23 protein-coding genes are annotated in these 25166 nt (G+C 59.3%); 10 read left to right on the top strand and 13 right to left on the bottom strand.

All coding sequences use genetic code 11. The features are described from left to right. Positions 1-42: 42 nt before the first annotated feature. Positions 43-1035: a D-cysteine desulfhydrase gene (locus tag CKW20_RS19865; protein ID WP_095054439.1), complete on the bottom strand. Its 993-nt coding sequence runs from the start codon at positions 1033-1035 to the stop codon at positions 43-45. Between the two features lie 190 nt (positions 1036-1225). On the opposite strand from CKW20_RS19865, the gene epsC reads away from it, so the two are divergent. Together epsC and betT are read left to right on the top strand one after the other, a co-directional pair. Next, a complete protein-coding gene (gene epsC, locus CKW20_RS19860) occupies positions 1226-2152 on the top strand; it encodes a serine O-acetyltransferase EpsC (RefSeq protein WP_030128481.1) in 927 nt (308 codons plus the stop codon). A 348-nt stretch (positions 2153-2500) separates the two neighbouring features. Then, positions 2501-4456 carry a choline transporter BetT gene (betT, locus tag CKW20_RS19855; protein WP_176466935.1) on the top strand — a complete coding sequence of 652 codons (1956 nt, stop codon included), beginning with the start codon at positions 2501-2503 and terminating at the stop codon, positions 4454-4456. A 17-nt stretch (positions 4457-4473) separates the two neighbouring features. Here the strand turns inward: betT and CKW20_RS19850 are convergent, their stop codons facing one another. Then, on the bottom strand, positions 4474-4734 hold the full coding sequence (locus CKW20_RS19850; RefSeq protein WP_095054437.1) for a hypothetical protein: 261 nt from the start codon (positions 4732-4734) through the stop codon (positions 4474-4476). A 171-nt stretch (positions 4735-4905) separates the two neighbouring features. Beyond that, positions 4906-5646, bottom strand: a complete 741-nt coding sequence (locus CKW20_RS19845) for an SDR family oxidoreductase (RefSeq protein WP_095054436.1) — start codon at positions 5644-5646, stop codon at positions 4906-4908. 124 nt (positions 5647-5770) lie between these two features. Between CKW20_RS19845 and CKW20_RS19840 the strand changes: the two genes are divergently transcribed. Continuing rightward, on the top strand, positions 5771-6661 hold the full coding sequence (locus CKW20_RS19840; protein WP_095054435.1) for a LysR family transcriptional regulator: 891 nt from the start codon (positions 5771-5773) through the stop codon (positions 6659-6661). Positions 6662-6922: 261 nt separating this feature from the next. Continuing rightward, a complete protein-coding gene (gene mgrA / locus CKW20_RS19835; RefSeq protein ID WP_095054434.1) occupies positions 6923-7960 on the top strand; it encodes an L-glyceraldehyde 3-phosphate reductase in 1038 nt (345 codons plus the stop codon). A gap of 125 nt (positions 7961-8085) precedes the next feature. On the opposite strand, the gene tauD is transcribed toward mgrA, so the two are convergent. From tauD to CKW20_RS19800, 7 genes are all read right to left on the bottom strand, one after another. Continuing rightward, positions 8086-8928 (bottom strand): taurine dioxygenase, encoded by an 843-nt coding sequence (tauD, locus tag CKW20_RS19830; RefSeq protein ID WP_095054433.1) that lies wholly within the window; start codon positions 8926-8928, stop codon positions 8086-8088. Positions 8929-8950: 22 nt separating this feature from the next. Next, a complete protein-coding gene (tauC, locus tag CKW20_RS19825) occupies positions 8951-9784 on the bottom strand; it encodes a taurine ABC transporter permease TauC (protein WP_095054432.1) in 834 nt (277 codons plus the stop codon). Next, positions 9781-10575, bottom strand: coding sequence for a taurine ABC transporter ATP-binding subunit (gene tauB, locus CKW20_RS19820; protein ID WP_095054431.1), 795 nt, complete (start codon positions 10573-10575; stop codon positions 9781-9783). The genes tauC and tauB overlap by 4 nt, the downstream gene beginning before the upstream one ends. Before the next feature lie 16 nt (positions 10576-10591). Beyond that, positions 10592-11569 (bottom strand): taurine ABC transporter substrate-binding protein, encoded by a 978-nt coding sequence (tauA, locus tag CKW20_RS19815; RefSeq protein WP_095054430.1) that lies wholly within the window; start codon positions 11567-11569, stop codon positions 10592-10594. A 255-nt stretch (positions 11570-11824) separates the two neighbouring features. After that, positions 11825-13408: a glutamate--cysteine ligase gene (gene gshA, locus CKW20_RS19810; RefSeq protein ID WP_095054429.1), complete on the bottom strand. Its 1584-nt coding sequence runs from the start codon at positions 13406-13408 to the stop codon at positions 11825-11827. A 261-nt stretch (positions 13409-13669) separates the two neighbouring features. Continuing rightward, the gene (locus CKW20_RS19805; protein ID WP_008076564.1) at positions 13670-14053 is read right to left on the bottom strand and encodes a PaaI family thioesterase; all 384 of its coding nucleotides are present in this window, start codon (positions 14051-14053) and stop codon (positions 13670-13672) included. Continuing rightward, positions 14053-16377 carry a Tex family protein gene (locus CKW20_RS19800; protein WP_095054428.1) on the bottom strand — a complete coding sequence of 775 codons (2325 nt, stop codon included), beginning with the start codon at positions 16375-16377 and terminating at the stop codon, positions 14053-14055. The genes CKW20_RS19805 and CKW20_RS19800 overlap by 1 nt, the downstream gene beginning before the upstream one ends. A gap of 360 nt (positions 16378-16737) precedes the next feature. Between CKW20_RS19800 and ompR the strand changes: the two genes are divergently transcribed. Continuing rightward, complete coding sequence (ompR, locus tag CKW20_RS19795; RefSeq protein WP_007903084.1) at positions 16738-17478, top strand: two-component system response regulator OmpR; 741 nt, start codon at positions 16738-16740, stop codon at positions 17476-17478. A gap of 115 nt (positions 17479-17593) precedes the next feature. Beyond that, on the top strand, positions 17594-18907 hold the full coding sequence (locus CKW20_RS19790) for an ATP-binding protein (RefSeq protein ID WP_095054427.1): 1314 nt from the start codon (positions 17594-17596) through the stop codon (positions 18905-18907). A gap of 126 nt (positions 18908-19033) precedes the next feature. On the opposite strand, the gene rimK is transcribed toward CKW20_RS19790, so the two are convergent. Further along, on the bottom strand, positions 19034-19939 hold the full coding sequence (gene rimK, locus CKW20_RS19785) for a 30S ribosomal protein S6--L-glutamate ligase (RefSeq protein WP_008005189.1): 906 nt from the start codon (positions 19937-19939) through the stop codon (positions 19034-19036). Beyond that, positions 19936-20397 (bottom strand): ATP-dependent zinc protease, encoded by a 462-nt coding sequence (locus CKW20_RS19780; protein ID WP_176466934.1) that lies wholly within the window; start codon positions 20395-20397, stop codon positions 19936-19938. The genes rimK and CKW20_RS19780 overlap by 4 nt, the downstream gene beginning before the upstream one ends. A 232-nt stretch (positions 20398-20629) precedes the next feature. On the opposite strand from CKW20_RS19780, the gene CKW20_RS19775 reads away from it, so the two are divergent. The 4 genes from CKW20_RS19775 (at position 20630) to CKW20_RS19760 (ending at position 24442) form a co-directional block, all read left to right on the top strand. After that, a complete protein-coding gene (locus CKW20_RS19775) occupies positions 20630-21037 on the top strand; it encodes an RNA-binding S4 domain-containing protein (protein WP_095054425.1) in 408 nt (135 codons plus the stop codon). A gap of 231 nt (positions 21038-21268) precedes the next feature. Next, positions 21269-22171, top strand: a complete 903-nt coding sequence (gene hslO / locus CKW20_RS19770; protein ID WP_095054424.1) for an Hsp33 family molecular chaperone HslO — start codon at positions 21269-21271, stop codon at positions 22169-22171. A 179-nt stretch (positions 22172-22350) separates the two neighbouring features. Then, positions 22351-23892 (top strand): phosphoenolpyruvate carboxykinase, encoded by a 1542-nt coding sequence (locus CKW20_RS19765; RefSeq protein WP_095054423.1) that lies wholly within the window; start codon positions 22351-22353, stop codon positions 23890-23892. Between the two features lie 283 nt (positions 23893-24175). Next, positions 24176-24442, top strand: a complete 267-nt coding sequence (locus tag CKW20_RS19760) for an EF-hand domain-containing protein (RefSeq protein WP_176466931.1) — start codon at positions 24176-24178, stop codon at positions 24440-24442. A 171-nt stretch (positions 24443-24613) separates the two neighbouring features. Here CKW20_RS19760 and CKW20_RS19755 read toward each other — a convergent pair whose 3' ends face one another. Continuing rightward, positions 24614-24913 (bottom strand): hypothetical protein, encoded by a 300-nt coding sequence (locus CKW20_RS19755; protein WP_095054421.1) that lies wholly within the window; start codon positions 24911-24913, stop codon positions 24614-24616. Between the last annotated feature and the right edge of the window lie 253 nt (positions 24914-25166).

The following is a 25166-nucleotide window of genomic DNA, read 5'->3' as shown; positions in this document are numbered from 1 at the left end:
TCCCACGCGGAGCGTGGGAACGATCATTCAGCGTACGATCAATTACAGAAAGTCTTTATAGGCAAACAACGCCGGAGCCCCACCTGTGTGCAGGAAGATGATCGGGCCGTCATTGAAGCGCTGGCGTCCGATGCCGTCGAGCAAACCGGCCATGGCCTTGCCGGTGTACACCGGATCCAGCAACAACCCTTCCTGACTCGCCAGCAACTTCAGCGCCGACAATGTCCCGGCATTCGGCTCGCCATAACGCGGACCGAAATATTCGTCCCACAGTTCGATTTTGAAATTCGCCGGCAGGCTCACGCCCAGCAGTTCGGCCGTGCGCTCTGCGAGGCCCTCAACTTTCGGTCGTTGAGCTTCATCGCTACGGGAAACGGTCACGCCGATCACTGGCAAATCCGGCAGTGCTTCGCTCAATGCCAACGCCAGGCCACTGTGGGTGCCTGCACTGCCGGACGCCAGAACCACCGCGGCGAATTGCAGCCCGGTGTCCTTGATCTGTTCGGCCAGTTCCAGGCCTGCACGGACATATCCCAAAGCGCCCAATGCATTGGAGCCACCAATCGGCACCAGATACGGCTTCTTGCCGTTGCTGCGCAGACGCCCGGCCAGCGCTTCCAATTGCTCGTCGGCATTGTCGAGGTTTTCCACCAACTCGACCTTGACATCGAACAGGTCCAGCAACAGCCGATTGCCGTTGCCGACATAGTTGCTGTCATCAGTGCCGAGCGGATTTTCCAGCAGGGCCACGCAGCCCAGACCAAGCTTGGCCGCAATGGCGGCAGTCTGGCGCACGTGGTTGGACTGGATCGCGCCAGCAGTGATCAGGGTGTCAGCGCCCTGGGCCAAGGCATCGGCGGCCAGGTATTCGAGTTTGCGCAGCTTGTTGCCGCCCAGTGCCAATGGCGTCAGGTCATCGCGTTTGACGTACACATCGCGGCCCAGCCAGGTCGACAGGCGTTCGAGTTTTTCCAGGGGAGTAGGATGACCGAGCAGGTCGAGGCGGTTAAAGCGGGCAAGCTGTTGTTTGATCATGGGTCCGTACTGGCGGAGGAAGATGTCAGGACTATAGGCACGGGTATTTAGTGGGGCAACTGCCAATCGCTTATAGCCAAAAGTATTGAACACAGCACTATTGGTTCTTAATTCGGCTGCAAGCCGTTGCCGTAAAGTAATCGCGGTTAACGCGGCCAGACAATCCGGCCGCCCGTGAGGAGTTTTTACCGTGAGCGAGCGTTCCAGCCATTGGCAATTGCAGACCATCGTCAGCCAACTGCGTACGGCGCGCGATCAGTGGCGCGCACAAAACGGCCGGGCCAGCGGCGAGCAGGGCGGTCGCGAGTTGCCGTCCCGAGCGGCCATGGCGGACATTCTCGAAGCCTTGTGCGGTGCATTGTTCCCGATGCGCCTGGGCCCGGTGGATTTGCGCGAGGAGAGTGAAGATTTCTACGTCGGTCACACGCTCGACGTCGCACTGAACGCGTTGCTGGCTCAGGCGCGGCTCGAACTGCGTTACGCCGCGCGCCACAGTGCCCAGGCCGACACTGAAGTCGAGGCCAAAACCATTCAGATCATTCAAGACTTCGCCCTCGCTTTGCCGGGGCTGCGCAGCCTGTTGGACACCGACGTGCTGGCGGCCTATCACGGCGACCCGGCGGCGCGCAGTGTCGATGAAGTGTTGCTCTGCTACCCGGGAATTCTGGCGGTGATTCACCATCGCCTGGCTCACCATTTGTACCGCGCCGGGTTGCCGATGCTGGCGCGGATCAGCGCGGAAATCGCCCATTCGGCAACCGGTATCGATATCCATCCGGGCGCGCAGATCGGTCGCAGTTTCTTCATCGATCACGGGACAGGTGTGGTGATCGGCGAGACCGCGATCATTGGCGAGCGCGTGCGGATTTATCAGGCGGTGACTTTGGGCGCCAAACGCTTCCCGGCGGATGAGGACGGCCAGTTGCAGAAGGGCCATCCGCGGCATCCAATCGTCGAGGACGATGTGGTGATCTATGCCGGCGCGACGATTCTGGGGCGCATCACCATCGGCAAGGGTTCGACCATCGGCGGCAACGTCTGGCTGACCCGCAGCGTGCCGGCGGGGTGCAATCTGACCCAGGCGAATCTGCAGCATGATGATGGGACGCAGAAGTAAGTAAGTCCCTCACCTGACCGTTCCCACGCTCCGCGTGGGAATGCCTCACTGGACGCTCCGCGTCCGCTCTTGATGTGACGCAGAGCGTGGGAACGATCATCCTCCAAACCCCGCGTCATACCCTTCCTTGAGCTAGCGTAGAAAAGCTACCGCCGAGCCCTGCGATTAGTCCTTAGCCCCCTATCCATGTTTAACTTGAACGTTCATTCAAGTTAAACCGGTGGTTCGCCGCCCGCTCACAACAGGAGGTTTGCCTTTGCTGAGTCCGTTTTTTACAGCCACGTTTCCCCCCCTCGAGGTGCACCTTTCATGAGTGCATCGTCCATCCCCGCAAGCGGCCTGGTCCGCATGAATCCGCCGGTTTTTTATTTCGCGGCGACCTTCATTCTGTTGTTCGCCGTCGTGGTCATGGCGATGCCCGAACAGGCCGGTGCCTGGCTGTTGCAAGCGCAGAACTGGGCGGCCAATACGGTCGGCTGGTACTACATGCTCGCGATGACGCTGTATCTGGTCTTCGTGGTGGTCACCGCCTTGTCTGGCTACGGCAAGATCAAGCTCGGTGCCGACCACGACGAGCCCGAATTCAGCTACCTGTCCTGGGCCGGCATGCTGTTCGCCGCCGGGATCAGCATCACGCTGTTTTTCTTTTGCGTGTCCGAACCGCTGACGCACTTGGCGCAACCGCCGCAAGGCGAGGCCGGCACGGCGGATGCGGCACGTCAGGCGATGCAGATTCTGTTTCTGCACTGGGGCCTGCACGGTTGGGGCGTGTTCGCTTTTGTCGGCATGGCGCTGGCCTATTTCGCCTATCGACATAACCTGCCGCTGGCCCTGCGTTCGGCGCTGTACCCGCTGATCGGCAAGCGCATCAACGGCCCGATCGGCTACGCGGTGGACGGCTTCGGCATCATCGCTACGGTATTCGGCCTCGGCGCGGATATGGGCTTTGGCGTGTTGCACCTCAATTCGGGCCTGGACTACCTGTTTGGCATCGCCCACACCCAGTGGGTTCAGGTCGGCCTGATCACGCTGATGATGGGCGCGGCGATCATCGTCGCGGTGTCCGGCGTCGATAAAGGCGTGCGAGTGATGTCCGACATCAACATGCTACTGGCCTGTGCGCTGCTGCTGTTTGTATTGTTCGCTGGCCCCACCCAGCACTTGCTCAATACGCTGATCCAGAACCTTGGCGATTACCTCGGCGCCTTGCCGATGAAGAGTTTCGACCTCTACGCCTATGACAAAACCAGCGACTGGCTGGGCGGCTGGACGGTGTTTTACTGGGCCTGGTGGATTGCATGGGCACCGTTCGTGGGCCTGTTCATTGCACGGATTTCCCGTGGCCGGACCATCCGCGAATTCGTCTTCGGCGTGCTGCTGATCCCGCTTGGTTTCACCCTGGCGTGGATGTCGATCTTCGGCAACAGCGCCATCGACCAAGTCCTCAACCACGGCATGAGCGCACTCGGCATGTCGGCCATCGACAACCCGTCGATGACCCTGTACCTGCTGCTGGAAACCTACCCGTGGAGCAAAACCGTGATCGCGGTCACGGTGTTCATCAGCTTCGTGTTCTTCGTGACCTCCGCCGACTCGGGCACTGTAGTTTTGTCGACATTGTCCGCCAAGGGCGGTAACCCGGATGAAGACGGGCCGAAATGGCTGCGAGTGTTCTGGGGCGCGATGACGGCGCTGGTGACTAGTGCGCTGCTGTTCTCCGGCAGCATCGATGCGTTGAAGTCAGCAGTGGTGCTGACCTCGTTGCCGTTCTCGATGATTTTGCTGCTGATGATGTGGGGACTGCACAAGGCGTTTTACCTGGAGTCGCAGAAGCAGATCGCGCAACTGCATTCCCTCGCGCCGGTCTCCGGATCGCGGCGCGGCGGTTGGCGTCAGCGTTTGAGTCAGGCGGTGCATTTCCCATCCCGGGATGAGGTCTATCGCTTCCTCGATACGATAGTGCGCCCGGCGATTGAGGACGTGACCGCAGTGTTCGTCGAGAAGGGGCTGCACGTGGTCGCTCAGCCTGATCCGGCCAATGACAATGTCAGCCTGGAGATCGGTCACGGCGAACTGCATCCGTTCATCTATCAGGTGCAGATGCGTGGTTACTTCACGCCGTCGTTCGCCCGTGGCGGCATGGGTTCCAAGCAACTCAACAACCGCCGTTACCACCGGGCCGAGGTGCATTTGAGAGAGGGTAGTCAGGATTACGATCTGGTGGGCTACACCAAGGAGCAGGTCATCAACGACATCCTCGACCAGTACGAGCGGCACATGCAGTTTTTGCATTTGGTGCGTTGATCGAGAACCGCGTCTTTCTAGGTATCAGTACTCAACACCATGAACAGCACCAGCGCCGCCACCGGGACACCGAACACGGCGCTGCCAACCACCAGTTCCGTGCTCAACGGCTGGCCGGCGTTGACCATGCCGACCGCGCCGTTGATCAAGGTCAATGCCAGCCACAGCACAACAAAGCTGTAGGCCAGGATTTGGCGGGGGAAACCGATTTTCTCGCCGATGAACAGCATCAGCGCCAGCAGGACCAGGCCGAAGAAGATGATGATGGTGGTGTGCATGATGCGTTCCTCCCCTTCAGATTTGTGGTGCCTTTGAGGCCGTCTTCGCGGGCAAGCCTCGCTCCTACAGATTTGGGTCGAACACAATCCCGTGACCGACACTGACCCTGTAGGAGCGAGGCTTGCCCGCGAAGGCGTCCTTGCTGATTCACCCCAATACATCGAGCATAGTTAAACCAGCCCACCATTCACCCGCAGGATTTGCCCATTGACCCAAGCCGAATCCGGCCCCACCAGAAACGACACAACACGAGCAATATCCTCCGGCTGACCCAAACGCTCCAGTGGAGGCATTTTGGCGAAATTCTGGATCTGCTCTTCACTCTTTCCGTGCAAAAACAGCTCCGTCCCCACCGGGCCAGGTGCCACTGCGTTGACGGTAATGTTGCGCCCGCGCATTTCCTTGGCGAACACCTGGGTCAGGGATTCCACTGCCGCTTTGCTGGCGATATACACCGCATAGCCCGGCAAGTTAAGACCAACAGTGCTGCTGGAGAAGTTGATGATCCGGCCGCCGCTGTTGAGGCGGGTTGCCGCTTCACGCAAGGTGTTGAAGGTGCCGCGAGCGTGGATGTTGAAGGTCTGGTCGAACAGTTCGTCCGTGTGCTGCGCCAGCGGCATCACTTTGAGGATGCCGGCGTTGTTGATCAGCACATCGACCTTGCCCAATTGTGCTTCAGTCTCGTCGAACAACCGGCGCACGTCGTCGGCATTGGCCACGTCAGCCTTCACCGCTAGGGCCTGATGCCCGGCCTGACGCAACTCCACCACCCGTTTTGATGCTTCAGTGGCGCTGTTGGCGTAGTTGATGGCGACCGCGAAACCTTCGCTGGCGAGTTGTCTGGCGATCACGGCACCGATGCCGCGGGAGGCGCCGGTCACGATGGCAACTTTCGACGTTTGAGTAGTCATGGCGTTGATTCCTTGGAGTGGTTTGAACTGGAACCAGACTCACATGTTTACTCAGGGTGATAAATGCATGAGAGTTGCCTTAACTGTTCAATAATCGCCAACAATCGACCGTCAGGAGACCAGCGTGGATCAAGTCAAAGCGATGAAGGTTTTCGTGCGGATTTACGAGCGCAGCAGCTTCACGCTGGCGGCCGATGACCTGAACCTGCCGCGTGCGACCCTGACTCATACGCTGAATCAATTCGAAGCCTGGCTTGGCACCCGTTTGCTGGAGCGCAGCACGCGCAAGGTGCGTCCTACGCTGGATGGCGAGGCGTACTACTTGCGTTGCGTGCAATTGCTGGCGGAACTGGAAGAGGCCGAACTGGCATTCCGCAGCGTGGCGCCGAAAGGGCGGTTGCGGGTGGATTTGCATGGCACCTTGGCCAAACACTTCGTGATCCCGGCGTTGCCACAGTTCATGGCGCGCTACCCGGACATCGAACTGTCCATCAGCGAGGCCGACCGCTTCGTCGACCTGATCGCCGAAGGCGTTGATTGTGTGTTGCGCGCCGGCACCTTGGGCGACTCGGCACTGATCGGTAAACGTGTCGCCAACCTGCGACAGATCACCTGCGCGAGCCCCGCCTACCTGCGCAAATATGGCGAACCGAAAAACCTCGAAGACCTGAAAAAACACCGCGCTGTGAACTACGTTTCGCGTACCACCGCCAAGTTGTTTCCATTTGAATTCATGGTCGATGGCGAGCTGAAAGAAGTGGCCATCGATGGCGCGTTGTCGGTGTTCGGTGCGGAGATTTATACAGCCTCGGCGATTGCCGGACTGGGCCTGATTCAGTGCCCCCACTACCGAATGGAAACGCTGATTTCCCAAGGGCTGGTGCGGGAAATTCTGGTCGACACACCTCCGCCGCCGATGCCGGTTTCCGTGTTGTATCCCCATAACAAACACATGTCGCCACGGGTTCGGGTGTTTGTGGATTGGTTGGGGGAGGTGTTTGCGGAGGCTCAGTAATTGCCGACCCATCGATCGTTCCCATGCTCCGCGTGGGAATGCCGCCTGGGACGCTCCGCGTTCCGATTCTGAAGGTGACGCGGAGCGTCACGGGATGCATTCCCACGCAGGAGCGTGGGAACGATCACTCTCAGGACCGAAAATCTGTGAAACGTTTCAGCAATTAATCGAGTCCGAGGTTTATCGGCGTTTTCCCAAGCGTATGCTGGGCAACTTGCAAAGCAGTCGATACCACATTCAAGACAGACAAGAGAGGATTCGATGACCTACACCGCTGCCGAAAACCGCTACGATTCCATCCCTTACCGCCGCGTGGGTCGCAGCGGGCTGGTGCTGCCGGCACTGTCCCTGGGCTTGTGGCACAACTTCGGCGACAGCACGCCAATCGATACCCAGCGTTCGTTGCTGCGCACGGCATTCGATCTGGGCATCAACCATTTCGACCTGGCTAACAACTATGGTCCACCGTATGGCAGCGCCGAGATCAACTTCGGTCGTTTGCTGCGTGAAGACTTCAAGCAGTACCGCGACGAGTTGATCATCTCCAGCAAGGCCGGTTGGGATATGTGGGCCGGCCCTTACGGGCAGGGCGGTGGTTCGCGTAAATATGTGCTGGCTAGTCTCGACCAGAGCCTGCAGCGTCTGGGCTTGGACTACGTGGATATCTTCTATTCCCACCGCTTCGACCCGGACACGCCGCTTGAAGAAACTGCCAGCGCACTGGCCACCGCGGTGCAGCAGGGCAAGGCGCTGTACATTGGCATCTCGTCCTATTCCGGGATGAAAACCCGTGAAATCGCCGGGTTGCTGAAAGAGTGGAAAGTGCCGTTGCTAATCCATCAACCGGCTTACAACCTGCTCAATCGCTGGGTGGAAAAGGACCTGCTGGACACCACCGATGAACTCGGCACCGGCGTGATTGCCTTCACGCCATTGGCTCAGGGTCTGTTGACCGACAAGTACCTCAATGGCGTGCCAGCGGATGCGCGGGTCAATCGTCCGGGTGGTGGTTCGTTGCAGGCATCTCACCTGTCCGAAGCCAACATTGCCCATGTGCGGGCGCTCAATGAAATCGCCAAACGTCGCGGTCAGAGCCTGGCGCAACTGGCGTTGGCCTGGACCCTGCGCGACCCACGGGTGACCTCGGCGCTGATTGGCGCGAGCCGGCCGGAGCAGATTATCGAGAACGTCGGGGCGTTGAAGAACCTGAGTTTTAGCGTGGAAGAGTTGGCGGAGATTGACCGGTTTGCCCAGGAGGGTGGGGTCAATCTTTGGGAGAAGCCTTCGACGGCTGAGTAACTCCGTACTGATCGTTCCCACGCTCCGCGTGGGAACGCAGCCCGGGACGCTCCGCGTCCCATCCAGAGCCGAACGCCGAGCGTCCGTTGAGGCATTCCCACGCCGGAGCGTGGGAACGATCGGGCTCACCGGAAAAACGGCACATCCCCCAACACCGTCGCCCGCTGCATCACCCGCCGCGCCGGGCGGTAATCATCCACGGCGTGATGCTGGGTCACGCGATTGTCCCAGAATGCGATGTCGTCTTTCTGCCAGCGCCAACGGATGGTGAACTCCGGCCGTGTGGTGTGGGAGAACAGGAATTTCAGAATCACCTCGCTTTCCGTTTCCGACAGCTCATTGATCTTCGACGTGAACCCTTCATTGACGAACAACGACCGACGCCCGCTCACCGGATGGGTACGAATCACCGGGTGCGACAGCGGTGGATTCTTGCGCCGCGCTTCTTCCCACTGGGCCAGGGCCTCAGGTGTGTTGCCATAGCGCTCCAGCGGGAACGACCGGGTGAAATCGTGAGTAGCGGTTAACCCTTCGAGCAGGCTTTTCATCGGTGCGGACAATGCTTCATACGCCGCAATACCACTGGCCCACAGCGTGTCGCCGCCAAATTCCGGCAGCAGTTTGGCGCTGAGCACCGCGCCCATGGCCGGGGTCGACAGGAAGGTCACGTCGGTGTGCCAGATCGCGTTGTCCCGCACGTCGGTGACGGCGGTGTCGAGGATCAGCACTTCCGGCTGCTCCGGCACGTTTGGGTAGATCGGATGAATATGCAGGTCGCCGAAATAGGCGGCGAATCGCGCTTGCTGTTGCGGCTCGATCGGCTGGTCGCGGAAGAACAGCACTTGATGCTTGAGCAGCGCCTGCTCGATGGCGTCGCGTTGTTCCTGGCTCAGCGGCTGGCTGATGTCGACGCCGCTGATTTGCGCGCCGAGGGCTGAGCTTAAAGGGACAATGGTCGGGTGACTCATGATGGTTCTCTTCAAAAAAGGCTTAGTGAGCCTGGCCGTGCCATGGCACCAGTTTGCGTTGCAGCGCACGCAACCCCATTTCCATGACGAAGGCGATCAGCGCGATCACCAGAATCCCCAACACCACCACATCGGTGACCAGGAACTGCGCGGCTGACTGCACCATAAAGCCCAAACCACTGGTGGCTGCGATCAACTCGGCGGCCACCAGCGTCGACCAACCTACACCCAAACCAATCCGCACGCCGGTCAAAATATCCGGCAAGGCACTGGGCAGAATCACATGCCGAATCAACTGCGCCCGGGTCGCGCCCAGCGACTGCGCGGCACGCAATTTCGCTGGGTCGACGGTGCGCACGCCAGTGGCGGTGGCAATCGCGATCGGAGCGAAGATCGCCAGGTAGATCAACAAGACTTTCGACAACTCACCGATGCCGCACCAGATCACGATCAGCGGCAGATAAGCCAGTGGCGGAATCGGGCGATAGAACTCGATCAGCGGATCGAGAATGCCGCGAGCGATGCGGTTGTGGCCGATGGCGATGCCGACCGGCACGGCGGTCAGCACCGCGAAGCCCAGGCCCAGGCCAATACGGCTGAGGCTCGCGCCCAAATGCTGCCACAACGTCGAATCCATGTAGCCGGTGGTCACCAGCAGCCAGGCTTTTTGCAGCACGGCGGAGGGCGGCGGCAGGAACAGCGGTTCGATCAAACCGGTGGCCGTGACGGCCCACCAGATCGCCAACAACGTGACCAGCGTCAGCACGCTGATCCAGCGCGTGTTCAAATTGCGACGCAGCGGAATTACCGTCGAGCTCGATTTCACCGTCGCGGCGGGAATTTCATAAGTGCTCATGCGCGCTCCTGCCGCTGGACGGCACTGCGTTGGGAGAACACTTTGGCGAGCACGTGTTCGCGGGTTTCGATAAAGCGTGGATCGGATTTGATTGCCCGCGCCGATTCGCCGGCGGCGTAACGCTGACCGAAGTCCAGGCTCAGACGCTCGACGATTTGCCCGGGGTTTGGCGCCAGCAGAATCAGATCCGTGGCGAGGAACACCGCTTCTTCAATGTCGTGGGTAATGAGGAACACTGGTTTGGCGGTACGCTGCCAGACCTGCAGCAACAGCTCCTGCATCTGTTCACGGGTGAAGGCGTCGAGAGCGCCGAAGGGTTCATCCATCAGCAAAACCCGAGGGTCTGCGGCAAGTGCGCGAGCGAGGCCGACACGTTGCTTCTGCCCGCCCGAGAGCTGCCAGATTCGGCGATTTTCGAAACCGGAAAGGTCCACCAGCGCAAGCATTTCCCGCGCGCGGATTTCGCGTTTGTCCCGGGGAACACCGGCCAGTTCCAGACCGAAGCCGACGTTGGCCAGCACGTCCTGCCAAGGCAGCAGGGCGTCGTCCTGGAACACCACTCCGCGCTCGGCGCTTGGGCCTTTGACCGGCACGCCGTCAAGGGTGATGCGCCCGGCGCTGGGCTCGACGAAACCGGCAATCAGGTTCAACAGCGAGGTTTTGCCACTGCCGGACGGGCCAAGTGCGACCAGCAACTGCCGGGGGCCCAGGCTCAGGGAAATATCCGCCAACACAGGTTCCGCTGCGCCGGGATACTGTGCGCAGATGCGCTCCAGTTGTAGCAAAGCCATCGCAGTTAACTCCCGATCAGTTGGTGATGTATTTGGCGCTGACGTACGGCGCGTAGTCCGGCAGCACGGCCTCGACCTTGCCCTGTTCCTTGAGGAACGCCGCGGTGTCGGTGATGGCCTTGGTGGTCGGCGCGCCGAGGGTGATCACCTGATCAGCCGCGAGCGGGAAGACGTTGCCTTGCAGCAGTAGCGGAATGTCGCTGGCCTTGGCACCGGAGAGCTTCACCAGTTTGTCGACATTGCTTTGGTTGGCGAGCCAGGCTTTCGGGTCTTTACGGTAATCGGCGTAGGCGTCGAGGGTCACTTTGGCGAACGCGGTGACGATTTCCGGGTGCTTCTCGGCGAAATCCTTACGCACGATCCAGGCATCGAAAGTCGGCGCGCCGAACTTGGCCAACTCGCCTGAGGTGATCAGCACTTTGCCGTTTTCTTTGGCCACGCCGAGCGCCGGGTCCCATACGTAAGTGGCGTCGATATCACCGCGTTTCCACGCAGCGATGATCGCCGGCGGGGCGAGGTTGAGTACGGTGACTTTCGATGGGTCGATGTTCCAGTGTTTCAGCGCGGCCAGCAGGCTGTAGTGACCGGTGGAAACGAACGGTACGGCGATTTTCTTGCCGATCAGGTCTTGCGGAGTCTTGATCCCGGAACCGTCGCGAGCGACCAGCGCTTCGGCGGCGCCGATCTGGGTGGCGATGAGGAAGGTTTCTACCGGGACTTTGCGAGTGATTGCCGCCGTCAGAGGGCTGGAACCGAGGTAGCCGATTTGCACATCGCCGGAAGCGATGGCGGCAATGATGTCAGCGCCGTTATCGAATTTGCGCCAGTCGATGTTGGCTTTGGTGGCTTTTTCGTAGGTGCCGTCGGCTTGGGCGACTTTGGCCGGGTCAACGGTGGTCTGGTAGGCGACGGTCACATCTGCCGCCTGAGCCAGGAAACTCGCCGCTGCCAGTGATGCGGCTGCCAGGAGGCGAAGGGGGAAAGTCAGTTTCATGGGGAAGCTCCTTGTCAGGCGACCGAGAGTCGGCGTGAAAAGGAGACTAAATGATATAAGAATCCGAAAATAAATAACTTTTTCGAATTATCTTATGAGCGGAAAATTCTAAAGGATCAAAAGATCGCAGCCTGCGGCAGCTCCTACAAAGGTAGCGTGCGAATCCGAAATTGCGTGATGCGGGCAAAAAAAATCGCAGCCTCGACACTGTCCCGTAGGAGCTGCCGAAGGCTGCGATCTTTTCACAGACGCCGCTTAATTACTGATCGCCAGAATACTCGCCTGATACGACCCGACAAACACATCGAAATCGCCAACTTCGTTCTGTTCCAGCTCCACTTGTTGAGCCAGCGACGAGCGCGCCAGTTCTTCAAATCTAGCCTGTTCTTCGCTTGAAAGCGGTTCGCTGCGGAAAAAATCCGCGTGCACCTGACTCTGACGCAACGAGAACCGGGCGAAGCCTTCCTTGTGCTCGGCCATCGCCGCCAACACCTGAGCCGATGGCGTCAGGGACGAGTCCTTGACCTTGGCCAGTTGTGCGTCCAGCGCCTTGCTGTGAGCATCGCCGCCATGGCTTTGATCCAGCAATGCCGCTAATGGCGCAATCTTTTCCAGCAATTCGCTGGCCCATTCCTTCAGGTCTACCGGGTGCCCGTCGCGTTGCAATTGCAGGCCCGGACGACGACCTTCCTTGACCACGCTGAGGAAGTTCGACGTCGCGTTGCCGCAGCTGGTACCAGTCAACAGCGGGCTGTCATTCAGTGCGCAGTACAACAGGAACGCATCAAGGAACCGCGACTCGGTGAGGTCGATGCCCATCGGCAGGAACGGGTTGATGTCCAGGCAGCGCACTTCGACGTACTGAATGCCACGGGCCACCAGTGCCTGGATCGGCCGTTCGCCGGTGTAGGTCACGCGTTTCGGGCGGATGTTGGAGTAGTACTCGTTTTCGATCTGCAGGATGTTGGTGTTGAGCTGAACCCACTCACCGTCCTGATGCGTGCCGACTTCGACGTACGGCGGATATGGCGTGGCCACCGCTTTGCGCAGGCTGTCGGTGTAGCTGGTCAGGTCGTTGTAGCATGGCGTCAGACCGGCTTGGGCGTTGCTCTGGTAACCCAGGTCACTCATGCGCAGGCTGGTAGCGTACGGCAGGTACAAGGTGTCCGGATCCAGCTGTTCCAGTTGATGCGAGCGACCGCGCAGGAAACCGGCGTCCAGCGCCGGAGAGGCGCCAAACAGGTACATCAGCAGCCAGCTGTAACGGCGGAAGTTGCGGATCAGCGCGATGTAGGCCGACGACTGATAGTCGCGGTCGGTGCCGTCAAAGCCTTCAGCCTCTTTGAGCAGTGGCCAGAGCTTTTCCGGCAGGGAAAAGTTGTAGTGGATCCCGGCGATGCACTGCATGGTCTTGCCGTAACGCAGGGCCAGGCCCTTGCGGTAGACGTACTTGAGCTGACCAATGTTAGAGGTGCCGTAATAAGCGATCGGGATGTCTTCCTCGGCCGGCAACGGGCACGGCATTGATGGACTCCACAGGTACTCATTGCCGAGCTTGCTGTAGGCAAACCGGTGAATCTTGTCCAGGCTCGCCAGCGTATCCGCCGGGTCTGGCAGGGCTGGCGTGATGAATTCCAGCAGCGACTCGGAATAGTCGGTGGTGATTTGTTCGTTGGTCAGCGCGGAACCCAATGCTTCAGGGTGCGGCGTTTGCGCCAGGCGCCCTTCGCCTGTCACGCGCAGGCATTCACGTTCGATGCCGTGAAGACACTGTTCGAGCAGAGAGAGGTTTGCGCGCTCGCCGAGCAGAGCCAGGCGGCGGTTGAGAAGTTCGCTCAAGTTGGATTCCTTCACGCGTCAGTCGCCCCAATATGGGGGTGGGCAAGACGGTCTACAAGGGTGAAGTTAAAACTGGCGTTTTCGCCTGGTTTTGGAGCCGCAATGGTCGCAATCTCTGTAGGAGCGAGCTTGCTCGCGAAAGCGGTGGGTCAGTCGACGAAAGTGTTGAATGACAACCGTCTTCGCTGGCAAGCCAGCTCCTACAGAAAATTTCGGCGCTGCAGTCCAGCGCCGAAATTAACTCAAATCGGGGAAGACTATCTACAGGACAGCGAACGTGCCTTGTGCTTTTGCGACGAGTTTGTCGCCTTGCATCACGTCGGCTTCGACCACCAGCGTGCGGCGGCCCGGGTGGATCACCCGTGCCGTGCACATCACTTCACCGTCGGCGACGGCGCGGATGTAGTTGATCTTGCACTCGATGGTTGCGCTTTGCTGGTCAAAGCCGTGGGTGCTGGAACAGGCCAGCCCCATGGCAATGTCCACCAGACTGAACAAGGCGCCGCCATGCAGCTTGCCGCCGCGATTGCGCAGTTCTGGCTCAAGTGCCAGGGCGACTTGCGCCACCCCGGTTTCCAGACTGTGCAAGCGACACCCCAGCAGCTTGAAAAACGCACTTTCGGTCAAGCCCGCCGGGATCTCCATCAGCGCTTTTTCAACTGTTTGGCGTTGGCGAACAGCGAGGCCATGGCGTTGTTGGCCGGGGCTGCTGCCGTGGTTTCCTTGCGCGGTGCGGTGTTCTGGGATTGGCGTGGTGCCGACCCCGGACGCGCGCCACGGGCACCGTCGATCTTCTCGCCCGGGGTATCGCTCATGCGCATCGACAGGCCAACGCGTTTGCGCGGAATGTCGACTTCCATGACCTTCACCTTGACCACATCACCGGCCTTCACCGCTTCGCGCGGATCCTTGATGAACTTCTCCGACAGCGCGGAGATGTGCACCAAACCGTCCTGATGCACGCCGATGTCGACGAACGCGCCGAAGTTGGTCACGTTGGTCACCACGCCTTCGAGGATCATCCCCAGTTGCAGGTCCTTGAGGTCTTCGACGCCTTCCTGGAACTCGGCGGTCTTGAACTCGGGACGTGGGTCGCGACCGGGTTTTTCCAGCTCTTGCAGGATGTCGGTGACCGTCGGCAGACCGAACGTTTCGTCGGTGTATTTCTTCGGATCGAGACGCTTGAGGAAGCTCGCGTCGCCGATCAGCGAGCGAATGTCACGGTCGGTTTCAGCGGCAATGCGCTGCACCAGCGGATAGGCTTCCGGGTGAACCGCGGACGAATCCAATGGATTGTCGCCATTCATCACGCGCAGGAAACCGGCGGCCTGTTCAAAGGTTTTTTCACCCAGACGCGCGACTTTTTTCAGCGCCGCGCGGGTTTTGAACGCGCCATGCTCGTCGCGGTGGCTGACGATGTTCTGCGCCAGGGTCGCATTGAGGCCGGAGATACGGGCCAGCAGCGCCACGGAGGCAGTGTTGACGTCGACGCCGACGGCGTTCACGCAGTCCTCGACCACCGCGTCCAGGCCGCGCGCCAGTTTCAGCTGCGACACGTCGTGCTGGTACTGGCCGACGCCGATGGATTTCGGATCGATCTTCACCAACTCAGCCAGTGGATCCTGCAAGCGACGGGCAATCGACACCGCGCCACGGATCGACACGTCGAGGTCCGGGAATTCCTTGGAAGCCAGTTCCGACGCCGAGTAAACCGATGCACCGGCCTCGGAGACCATGACTTTGGTCATCTTCATGGCAGGGTATTTTTTGATCAGCTCAGCAGCGAGCTTGTCGGTTTCACGGCTGGCGGTGCCGTTGCCGATGGCGATCAGGTCCACCGAATGCTTGGCGCACAGGGCGGCGAGCACGGCGAGGGTCTGGTCCCACTTGTTGTGCGGTACGTGTGGGTAAACCGTGGCGTGATCCAGCAGCTTGCCGGTGGCATCGACCACGGCGACCTTGCAACCGGTGCGCAGGCCCGGATCGAGGCCCAGGGTGGCACGCGGGCCGGCCGGAGCCGACAGCAGCAAATCGTGCAGGTTGTGCGCGAATACGTTGATCGCTTCGGTTTCCGCACCGTCGCGCAATTCGCCCAGCAGGTCGGTTTCCAGATGGGTGTAGAGCTTGACCTTCCAGGTCCAGCGCACCACTTCGCCCAGCCATTTGTCGGCGGCGCGGTTCTGGTTCTGGATGCCGAATTGCTGGCCGATCATGCCTTCGCACGGGTGCATAGTGCCCGGCAATTCATCGCCGACTTTTAACGCGGAGCTGAGAATGCCTTCGTTGCGGCCACGGAAGATCGCCAGCGCGCGGTGCGATGGCATGCTTTTCAGCGGTTCGTCGTGTTCGAAATAGTCGCGGAACTTGGCGCCTTCCTCTTCCTTGCCGGCGATCACGCGGGCACTGAGGGTGGCTTCCTGCTTGAGGTAGTTGCGCAACTTGTCCAGCAGGCCAGCGTCTTCGGCGAAGCGCTCCATGAGGATGTACTTGGCGCCTTCAAGGGCGGCTTTCACATCGGCCACGCCTTTTTCGGCGTCGATGAAGCGCGCGGCTTCGGTTTCCGGGCTCAGGGTCGGGTCGTTGAACAGGCCGTCGGCCAACTCGCCGAGGCCGGCTTCCAGGGCGATCTGGCCCTTGGTGCGGCGCTTCTGCTTGTACGGCAGGTACAAGTCTTCGAGGCGGGTCTTGGTGTCGGCGAGTTTGATGTCGCGTTCGAGTTGTGGGGTCAGTTTGCCTTGCTCTTGAATGCTGGCAAGGATGCTGATCCGCCGTTCGTCGAGTTCTCGCAGGTAGCGCAGACGCTCTTCCAGATGACGCAACTGGATATCATCGAGGCTGCCGGTCACTTCTTTCCGGTAGCGGGCGATGAAGGGAACGGTAGAGCCTTCATCGAGTAGCGCGACGGCCGCTTCGACCTGTTGTGGGCGTACACCGAGTTCCTCGGCGATGCGGCTGTTGATGCTGTCCATAAAACCACCTGACAAATTGTGAAAGCAGGCTCGCAGGCGCAGAGATAAAGGCTCGGCGAGTCTGGTTGAGCGACCTGGCGTGCGCCGCTACCTGAGCCAACAGGCTTCCCGTTGACCCGTGAAATCGAACAATTACTGCCTGCGCCATGAAAAAAAAGCGGCTGCTTACAGTAACGATCAGACGTTGCCTGACACAAAAGGCCGCGCATTATAACCAGCGTTCTGTCCATTCGGGGGCATCGCGGGTTGTAGGCACAATGCCCGGTTTTCTGGCGGTGAAGGAAAAATCTGCTAACAATGCACACGGTGCGTATAACGGCAGCTACGCCATAATGCGCGCCGAGATCAAAGGAGCATCCAATGAGCAGCACTGCAAACATTGCTGAAGGCGAAAAAATTCTTATTGTTGACGACGATCCCGGGCTGAGCAGCCTGCTGGAGCGCTTTTTCGTCAGCAAGGGCTACCGTGCCCGCGCCGTCCCGAACACCGAACAAATGGATCGCCTGCTGGCGCGTGAAGTGTTCAACCTGGTCGTCCTCGACCTGATGCTGCCCGGCGAAGACGGCCTGACCGCCTGCCGCCGCCTGCGCACGGCGAACAATCAGATTCCGATCATCATGCTCACCGCCAAGGGCGATGAGCTTAGCCGCATCAAGGGCCTCGAACTGGGCGCCGACGATTACCTGGCCAAGCCGTTCAACCCGGACGAGCTGATGGCTCGGGTCAAAGCAGTTCTGCGTCGTCAGGCGGCACCCGTGCCGGGCGCACCGGGCAGCGAAGACGAAAGCGTGACCTTCGGTGACTACGAACTGTCCCTGGCCACCCGCGAACTCAAGCGCGGCGACGAAGTGCACATGCTCACCACCGGTGAGTTCGCGGTGCTCAAGGCGTTGGTCATGAACGCGCGTCAGCCACTGACCCGCGACAAGCTAATGAATTTGGCCCGTGGCCGCGAGTGGGATGCCCTGGAGCGTTCCATCGACGTGCAGATCTCCCGTCTGCGCCGGATGATCGAACCCGATCCGTCCAAGCCACGCTACATCCAGACCGTCTGGGGCGTGGGTTACGTGTTCGTTCCGGATGGCGCCGCCACGAAGTGATTGGTGATTTGTAGGAGCGGGTCTTGCGGGTAACGGGTCAGATGACCTTTGCCGCAGACTCGCGATCCGCAATATGCGAGCATCGCTCGCTCCTGCAAGTGTGTAGCGGTTACCCATGAAAACCCCTGTTTGGTTCCCCCAGAGCTTCTTCTCCCGCACCCTGTGGCTGGTGCTGATCGTCGTCCTGTTCTCCAAGGCGCTGACCCTGGTTTATCTGTTGATGAACGAAGATGTGCTGGTGGATCGCCAATACAGTCACGGCGTCGCCCTGACGCTGCGCGCCTATTGGGCCGCTGATGAAGAGAACCGCGCCAAAATCGCCGATGCCGCGACCCTGATCCGGGTGGTGGGTGCCGGTGTGCCGGAAGGCGAACAGCACTGGCCCTACAGCGAGATCTACCAGCGACAGATGCAGGCCGAACTGGGTGCCGACACCGAAGTGCGATTGCGCATGCACTCACCGCCGGCGCTGTGGGTTCGGGCGCCCAGCCTGGGCGACGGCTGGCTGAAAGTGCCGCTGTATCCGCACCCATTGCGCGGCCAGAAAATCTGGAACGTGCTCGGCTGGTTCCTAGCCATTGGTCTGCTGTCGACCGCCTCGGCGTGGATTTTCGTCAGCCAGCTCAATCAACCACTGAAACGTCTGGTCTATGCCGCGAGGCAACTCGGTCAGGGCCGCAGCGTGCGCCTGCCGATCAGTGATACACCGAGCGAGATGACCGAGGTTTATCGCGCCTTCAACCAAATGGCTGAAGACGTCGAACAGGCCGGTCGCGAGCGAGAACTGATGCTGGCCGGCGTCTCCCACGATCTGCGCACGCCATTGACTCGTTTGCGGCTGTCCCTGGAACTGATGGGTGCCCACAGTGACCTGACGGACGATATGATCCGCGACATCGAAGACATGGACGCGATTCTCGACCAGTTCCTGGCGTTCATTCGTGACGGACGTGATGAGTCGGTGGAAGAAGTGGACCTGAGCGATCTGGTTCGCGAAGTTGCCGCGCCGTACAACCAGAACGAAGAGAAAGTGCATTTGCGCCTGGAGCCGATCCAGCCGTTCCCGCTGCGTAGGGTGTCGATGAAGCGGCTGCTGAACAACCTGATCGGTAATGCTCTGCATCACGCCGGCAGCGGGGTGGAAGTGGCGGCTTATGTGTCCGGGGATACCAGTGCGCCGTATGTGGTCCTGAGTGTCATGGACCGTGGCGCGGGGATCGATCCGTCAGAGCTGGAGGCGATTTTCAACCCGTTCACCCGTGGCGATCGGGCTCGGGGCGGGAAGGGGACCGGGTTGGGGTTGGCGATCGTGAAGCGGATCGCTTCGATGCATGGCGGGAATGTCGAGTTGCGCAATCGGTCCGGTGGTGGGCTGGAAGCGCGGGTGCGGTTGCCGCTGGGGTTGATGTTGCCGCGGGATGCTGTCTGACTCGATCGTTCCCACGCGCAGCAAAGGAATGTAGCCCGGGACGCTCTGCGTCCCATCCAGAGCCGAACGCGGAGCGTCCGTAGAGGCATTCCCACGCAGAGCGTGGGAACGATCACCTTGCCAGCCTCAACCTTTCCCTTTGGTCCGCGTCATATTCGGCCCGCCATTCTTCTCCAGATGCTCGATGATGATCCCCGCCACATTCTTCCCGGTGGTGGTTTCAATCCCTTCAAGCCCCGGCGATGAGTTCACTTCCATCACCAGCGGTCCATGATTGGAGCGCAGGATATCCACCCCCGCCACCGCCAATCCCATGACCTTTGCCGCACGCAACGCGGTCATGCGTTCTTCCGGCGTGATCTTGATCAGGCTCGCACTGCCACCGCGATGCAGGTTGGAGCGAAACTCCCCCGGCTTGGCCTGACGCTTCATGGCCGCGATTACCTTGTCGCCGACCACGAAACAGCGAATGTCCGCGCCGCCGGCTTCCTTGATGTATTCCTGAACCATGATGTTCTGCTTCAGGCCCATGAAGGCCTCGATCACCGATTCCGCCGCCGTCGCTGTCTCGCACAGCACCACACCGATGCCCTGGGTGCCTTCCAGCACCTTGATCACCAGCGGCGCGCCGTTGACCATCTCGATCAAGTCGGGAATGTCATCCGGGGAGTGAGCAAAACCGGTGACCGGCAAACCGATCCCCCGGCGCGACAGCAATTGCAGCGAACGCAGTTTGTCTCGCGAACGGGCGATGGCCACCGATTCGTTGAGCGGAAACACCCCCATCATTTCGAACTGGCGCAGCACCGCGCAGCCATAAAACGTTACCGATGCGCCGATCCGCGGGATCACCGCATCGAAACCCTCCAGCGGTTTGCCACGGTAGTGGATCTGCGGCTTGTGGCTGGCAATGTTCATGTAGGCGCGCAGGGTATCGATCACCACCATTTCATGGCCACGCTCCATACCGGCTTCGACCAGACGACGGGTGGAATACAGACGCGGGTTCCGCGACAGCACAGCGATCTTCATGCAACACCTGTGGAGAAGGTAGATACCGGGAACACCGGCTTGTCTTGTACATATTTAATGCCCGGATTGACCACCAACTGGCCGTCGATCAGGGCTTTGGAACCGAGTAACAGGCGATATCGCATGGACTTGCGGCAGGCGAGAGTGAACTCGACCCGCCAGACCCGATCACCGAGGGCCAGAGTGGTACTGACCACATAGCGCATCTGCGTGTGGCCATTGGAGCTTTTAATGGTTTTCCTCGTTACCAACGGGGCTTCGCAACGCCGGTGACGCAGTTGCACTACCGTGCCCAGGTGCGCGGTAAAGCGCACCCACTGTTCCCCATCGCGCTCGAACGGCTCGATATCAGTGGCGTGCAAACTGGAGGTGCTGGCGCCGGTGTCGATTTTTGCCCGAAGGCCCGCGACTCCCAAATCCGGGAGCGCCACCCACTCGCGCAGACCGATAACGGTCAAATGATCAAATGTCTTCAAAAGTGCTCAACCGGCAAAAACCGCTCAGACCGCGTGCGGCCGAATTCGCGGTATTCACGCAGAATAATGGGTAAAAGGCGACAGATATCTACTGCCCGGATTTCCATCCCCCAATGTGCGGGGGAATGCCTGCATTCTAATCCACAGCATGGGAATTCATGGCACGACAGAAACGGTAGTACAGTTCATTGATATTTCAGAATGAGGTCATCCGATGGCACAAAAAAGCGAAGAGGACGACAAGGTCCGTCTCGATAAATGGTTGTGGGCCGCGCGTTTTTATAAAACACGTGCCTTGGCCAAGGCCGCCATTGAAAGCGGCAAGGTGCATTGCCGGGGCGAGCGCTGCAAGCCAGGCAAGGAGCCGAGGGTCGGCGATGAGTTTCAGATTCGCACCGGCTTCGAGGAGCGCACCGTGGTAGTCCAGGCGCTGTCGATCGTGCGCCGTGGCGCGCCAGAGGCTCAGGCCCTGTATGCCGAAACCGAAGCCAGCATCGCCAAACGTGAAGCCGCTGCGGCCATGCGCAAGGCGGGGGCATTGAGCGTGAGCACCGATGGCAAACCGAGCAAGAAACAGCGCCGGGATCTATTCAAGTTTCGCGGTAACAGCAACGACGAGTAGTGATCGCCGTCGGGTACAGACTTGTAATCGCGCACCTGTGCAGCCATATGGGGTGTTCGCCAGTGCGCATTCGGCAGATGGGGAACACCGTTCGTCGAAAAGCGAGGTTTGACCTTGCTTGGAACAACCCCGAATTGTTCATAAAATGCCTTCACGGCTAAACGTTGCCCGCCCACACGTGTGCAATGGGGCGATCTTCATTTTTTGTCACCACTTCAGATACCCAGACCTATGACCAATCTATCGGATAACGACTACACCCAACGCTTCATCTTCGATGACAGCGACACCCGCGGCGAGCTGGTTGGATTGGAGCGTAGCTATGCCGAAGTCCTCGCCAAACACGCCTATCCGGAGCCAGTCGCGCAACTGCTGGGCGAACTGATGGCGGCGGCGGCGTTGCTGGTTGGCACCTTGAAGTTCGATGGCTTGCTGATTCTTCAGGCCCGTTCCGAAGGCCCGGTGCCGTTGCTGATGATCGAGTGCTCCAGTGAGCGTGAAATTCGTGGTCTGGCTCGTTACGAAGCCGATCAGATTGCCCCCGACGCGACCCTCGCCGACCTGATGCCCAACGGTGTGCTGGCACTGACCGTCGACCCGACTCAGGGCCAGCGTTACCAAGGCATCGTCGACCTCGACGGCGAAACCCTGTCGGAGTGCTTCACTAACTACTTCGTCATGTCCCAACAGACCAATACCCGCTTCTGGCTCTACGCCGATGGCCGTCGTGCCCGTGGCCTGTTGCTGCAACAATTGCCTGCCGACCGTCTGAAAGACGAAGAAGAGCGCGCCGCCAGCTGGCAGCACATCACCGCCATGGCCAGCACCCTGACGGCCGATGAATTGCTGAGCCTGGACAACGAAACCGTGCTCCATCGCCTCTACCATGAAGAACAGGTGCGCCTGTTCGACGTACAGAGACTGCGTTTCCATTGCAGCTGTTCGCGGGAACGCTCGGGCAATGCGCTGGTCAGTTTGGGTCTGGAGGATGCTCAGAAGCTGGTCGTCGAACATGGCGGCCGCATCGAGGTCGATTGTCAGTTTTGCAACGAACGCTACCTGTTCGACGGGGCCGATATCACCCAATTGTTTGCGGGTGCAGGGGTCGAATCGCCGTCAGATACCCGTCACTAAAACGTTTCAGCGCAGGTAAATTCACTGCTTAACGCCGGAATAACGCCGTTACGACGGGAGGACCCTACACTTTTTGGGCTTTTCTGGCATAATCCGGCCCACTTTTTTCGCGGTAGTAGTGCTGGACTTTCTACTACAAAACGTTTGGAGCACTCGGCCACTGGCCGACGGGGAACCTCATGACGCAAGCCAATAACGCCGTGTACACCGATCTGAGTGTTGATGATCTGGTTAAAGAAGCCCTGAATCGCGGTGAAGGCGAGCTTGCCGATACCGGCGCGCTGGTTGTTCGTACCGGTCACCGTACCGGCCGTTCGCCAGTCGATCGTTTCATCGTTGAAGAGCCGACCACCCAGGACGCCATCGCCTGGGGCCCGATCAACCGCAAGTTCCCGGCCGACAAGTTCGATGCCCTGTGGGCTCGCGTCGAGGCCTTCAACAACGCGCAAGAGCATTTCGTTTCCCACGTGCATGTAGGTGCTGCCGAAGAGCACTATCTGGCCGTGAAGATGACCACCCAGACTGCCTGGCAGAACCTGTTCGGTCGTTGCCTGTTCATCAACCCGGCCCAGTACAACCCGGCTGGCCGTGAAGAGTGGCAAGTTCTCAACGTCGCCAACTTCGAATGCGTTCCAGAGCGTGACGGCACCAACTCCGATGGCTGCGTGATTCTCAACTTCGCCCAGAAGAAAGTGCTGATCGCCGGCATGCGCTACGCCGGTGAAATGAAGAAAGCCATGTTCTCGGTGCAGAACTTCCTGCTGCCGGCCGCTGACGTGCTGCCGATGCACTGCGCCGCCAACATCGGCGAAGAGGGCGACGTGACCCTGTTCTTCGGTTTGTCCGGCACCGGCAAAACCACCCTGTCCGCCGATGAAAGCCGTTACCTGATCGGTGACGACGAGCACGGCTGGGGCGAGGGTGTTGTGTTCAACATCGAAGGCGGTTGCTATGCCAAGTGCATCGACCTGTCCGAGAAGAACGAGCCGGTCATCTGGAAAGCCATCAAGCACGGCGCAGTCCTGGAAAACGTTGTGCTGGACGAGGCCAAGAAGGCGGACTACGCCGACGGCAGCCTGACCCAGAACAGCCGCGCTGCCTACCCGCTGGAGCACGTCGAGAAGCGTTCCGAGAAAAACCTCGGTGGCGAGCCAAACGCGGTGATCTTCCTGACTTGCGACCTGACCGGCGTCTTGCCGCCAGTATCGATCCTCAGCGAAGAACAAGCGGCCTACCACTTCCTGTCCGGCTACACCGCACTGGTGGGCTCGACCGAAATGGGTTCAGGCAGCGGCATCAAATCGACCTTCTCCACTTGCTTCGGCGCACCATTCTTCCCGCGCCCAGCCGGTGTATACGCAGAACTGCTGATCAAGCGTATCCGCGGCTTCGGCTCCAAGGTCTATCTGGTCAACACCGGCTGGACCGGCGGCGGCTACGGCGTCGGCAAACGCTTCAACATCCCGACCACTCGCGGCGTGATTGCAGCGATCCAGAGCGGTGCGTTGATCGGTGCCGAGACTGAGCACCTGGACACCATCAACCTGGACGTGCCATTGGCTGTGCCGGGCGTTGAGACTGGCCTGTTGAACCCACGTAATACCTGGGCTGACAAGGCTGCTTATGATGAAGCCGCGAAAGCACTGGCTGGGTTGTTTGTTGAGAACTTCAAGAAGTTTGAAGTTAGCGATGCGATCAAGGCTGCTGGACCGAAGTTGTAAGAATCGGTAGTGGTTTGAGGTAATGAGAAAGCCGCCCTTTGAGGGCGGCTTTTTTATGGGTGCGATTCAGGTTTGGCTAGATCCCTTCCAATTCCTGCGTATCCCCCCCCCCGGTGCATCTCGATCGCTTTGTAGAACATGCAGATGCGTAATTTCGTCAACTAAAAAATCAATATTTTATTCCTAATAGATATAACTAACCTGATATTTCTGACAGTAGACAACGATTTGTTCGCGCTCATAGTAGGTGAGGCCAATGCATCGTTCTATGGAGGAAAATTTTATGAGTGAAATTAGTGAAGAAGAAATTATAGAAGCCTTTAGGGTGTTTGATCAGAATGGTGATGGTTGGATTCGCGCGGCAGAACTACGTGATGTTTTGACTAACTTAAGAGAAGGTTTAACCGATGAGGTAGTAAAAAGGTTAGTCGACAAGGTAGAAGAAAGGTTCACCGATGAGGAGGTCGACAAAATGATCAGAGATGCGGACATTGATGGTGATGGACAAATTAATTATGAAGAGTTTGTTACCAGGATGATGAGCGAGTGATGCTTCTTGTAGGTAGTAAATCCATATGTTCGCATAATGTTTAGGTGTTTAAAAAAACAGGTTCATTTATAGGCTTGATGGAGTTTTCGCCCAGAACTTGAATTATACGGATCTTTTTTTGCAGGCAAGCCAGCGCTCACAAGGTGCGACTTGCCTTTTTTGTGCATGGCGTCAGGCAGGCGCTTTCCAGCCCATCATGCGTTGCTGGGCGACTTTCAGCAGGTCGCAGCCGTCTTGGGTTAACAGGTAGAGCGCGTGGGTAATGTGGGGAATGTCTTCGATGTCGCCGTGTTTGAAGCAAACGCAGTGCAGGGTTTTGAGGAGATCACTGGAGGCCCGGATTCGCTGGAGGGCGGCTTCGAGGATGTCTTGGGGATTGGCCTCTGTGTCGATGATCAGGGGCGGGGAATCAGTGAGGTTGGTATTGAGAGGGAGGTAGCGAATATTTGTAAGCGGATTCCATTTATTCATAGTGAGAATTCTCAAGTGCATCGGGAGAAACCGCCGCCATCGTGACCAAGCGATGGGAGGTGGACTGTGTTCGGGTTGGTCAAACCGGTGAGAACTCACTTTGCCGGTACGCCCGAAGGCGTCCCGAACACAGCCACCATATAGCGTGCAGCACTTGAGGTGCCGCAGCATACAACGGAAGCGAATGAGTTCTCTATTCGGGTGACCAAGCCCGAGTCGCTGATTTGGCAGCGACATTCACGACTATAGGTTT

Origin of the sequence: Pseudomonas sp. Irchel s3b2 (genome assembly GCF_900187445.1) — a bacterium.
In the GTDB taxonomy this organism is placed as follows: Bacteria; Pseudomonadota; Gammaproteobacteria; order Pseudomonadales; family Pseudomonadaceae; genus Aquipseudomonas.
Note: the sequence above shows the minus strand (reverse complement) of the source record. Positions and strands in the feature narration are given on the sequence as shown.

What these genes read in the sequence shown, in the direction of transcription:
- tauB (WP_095054431.1), bottom strand. Translation starts at nt 10,575, where the DNA reads ATGGCTTTGCTACAACTGGAGCGCATCTGCGCACAGTATCCCGGCGCA.
- tauA (WP_095054430.1), bottom strand. Translation starts at nt 11,569, where the DNA reads ATGAAACTGACTTTCCCCCTTCGCCTCCTGGCAGCCGCATCACTGGCA.
- tauC (WP_095054432.1), bottom strand. Translation starts at nt 9,784, where the DNA reads ATGAGCACTTATGAAATTCCCGCCGCGACGGTGAAATCGAGCTCGACG.
- tauD (WP_095054433.1), bottom strand. Translation starts at nt 8,928, where the DNA reads ATGAGTCACCCGACCATTGTCCCTTTAAGCTCAGCCCTCGGCGCGCAA.
- CKW20_RS19845 (WP_095054436.1), bottom strand. Translation starts at nt 5,646, where the DNA reads ATGACTACTCAAACGTCGAAAGTTGCCATCGTGACCGGCGCCTCCCGC.
- CKW20_RS19760 (WP_176466931.1), top strand. Translation starts at nt 24,176, where the DNA reads ATGAGTGAAATTAGTGAAGAAGAAATTATAGAAGCCTTTAGGGTGTTT.
- mgrA (WP_095054434.1), top strand. Translation starts at nt 6,923, where the DNA reads ATGACCTACACCGCTGCCGAAAACCGCTACGATTCCATCCCTTACCGC.
- rimK (WP_008005189.1), bottom strand. Translation starts at nt 19,939, where the DNA reads ATGAAGATCGCTGTGCTGTCGCGGAACCCGCGTCTGTATTCCACCCGT.
- CKW20_RS19755 (WP_095054421.1), bottom strand. Translation starts at nt 24,913, where the DNA reads ATGAATAAATGGAATCCGCTTACAAATATTCGCTACCTCCCTCTCAAT.
- ompR (WP_007903084.1), top strand. Translation starts at nt 16,738, where the DNA reads ATGAGCAGCACTGCAAACATTGCTGAAGGCGAAAAAATTCTTATTGTT.
- CKW20_RS19800 (WP_095054428.1), bottom strand. Translation starts at nt 16,377, where the DNA reads ATGGACAGCATCAACAGCCGCATCGCCGAGGAACTCGGTGTACGCCCA.
- betT (WP_176466935.1), top strand. Translation starts at nt 2,501, where the DNA reads ATGAATCCGCCGGTTTTTTATTTCGCGGCGACCTTCATTCTGTTGTTC.
- CKW20_RS19805 (WP_008076564.1), bottom strand. Translation starts at nt 14,053, where the DNA reads ATGGAGATCCCGGCGGGCTTGACCGAAAGTGCGTTTTTCAAGCTGCTG.
- CKW20_RS19850 (WP_095054437.1), bottom strand. Translation starts at nt 4,734, where the DNA reads ATGCACACCACCATCATCATCTTCTTCGGCCTGGTCCTGCTGGCGCTG.
- CKW20_RS19765 (WP_095054423.1), top strand. Translation starts at nt 22,351, where the DNA reads ATGACGCAAGCCAATAACGCCGTGTACACCGATCTGAGTGTTGATGAT.
- CKW20_RS19865 (WP_095054439.1), bottom strand. Translation starts at nt 1,035, where the DNA reads ATGATCAAACAACAGCTTGCCCGCTTTAACCGCCTCGACCTGCTCGGT.
- hslO (WP_095054424.1), top strand. Translation starts at nt 21,269, where the DNA reads ATGACCAATCTATCGGATAACGACTACACCCAACGCTTCATCTTCGAT.
- CKW20_RS19790 (WP_095054427.1), top strand. Translation starts at nt 17,594, where the DNA reads ATGAAAACCCCTGTTTGGTTCCCCCAGAGCTTCTTCTCCCGCACCCTG.
- CKW20_RS19775 (WP_095054425.1), top strand. Translation starts at nt 20,630, where the DNA reads ATGGCACAAAAAAGCGAAGAGGACGACAAGGTCCGTCTCGATAAATGG.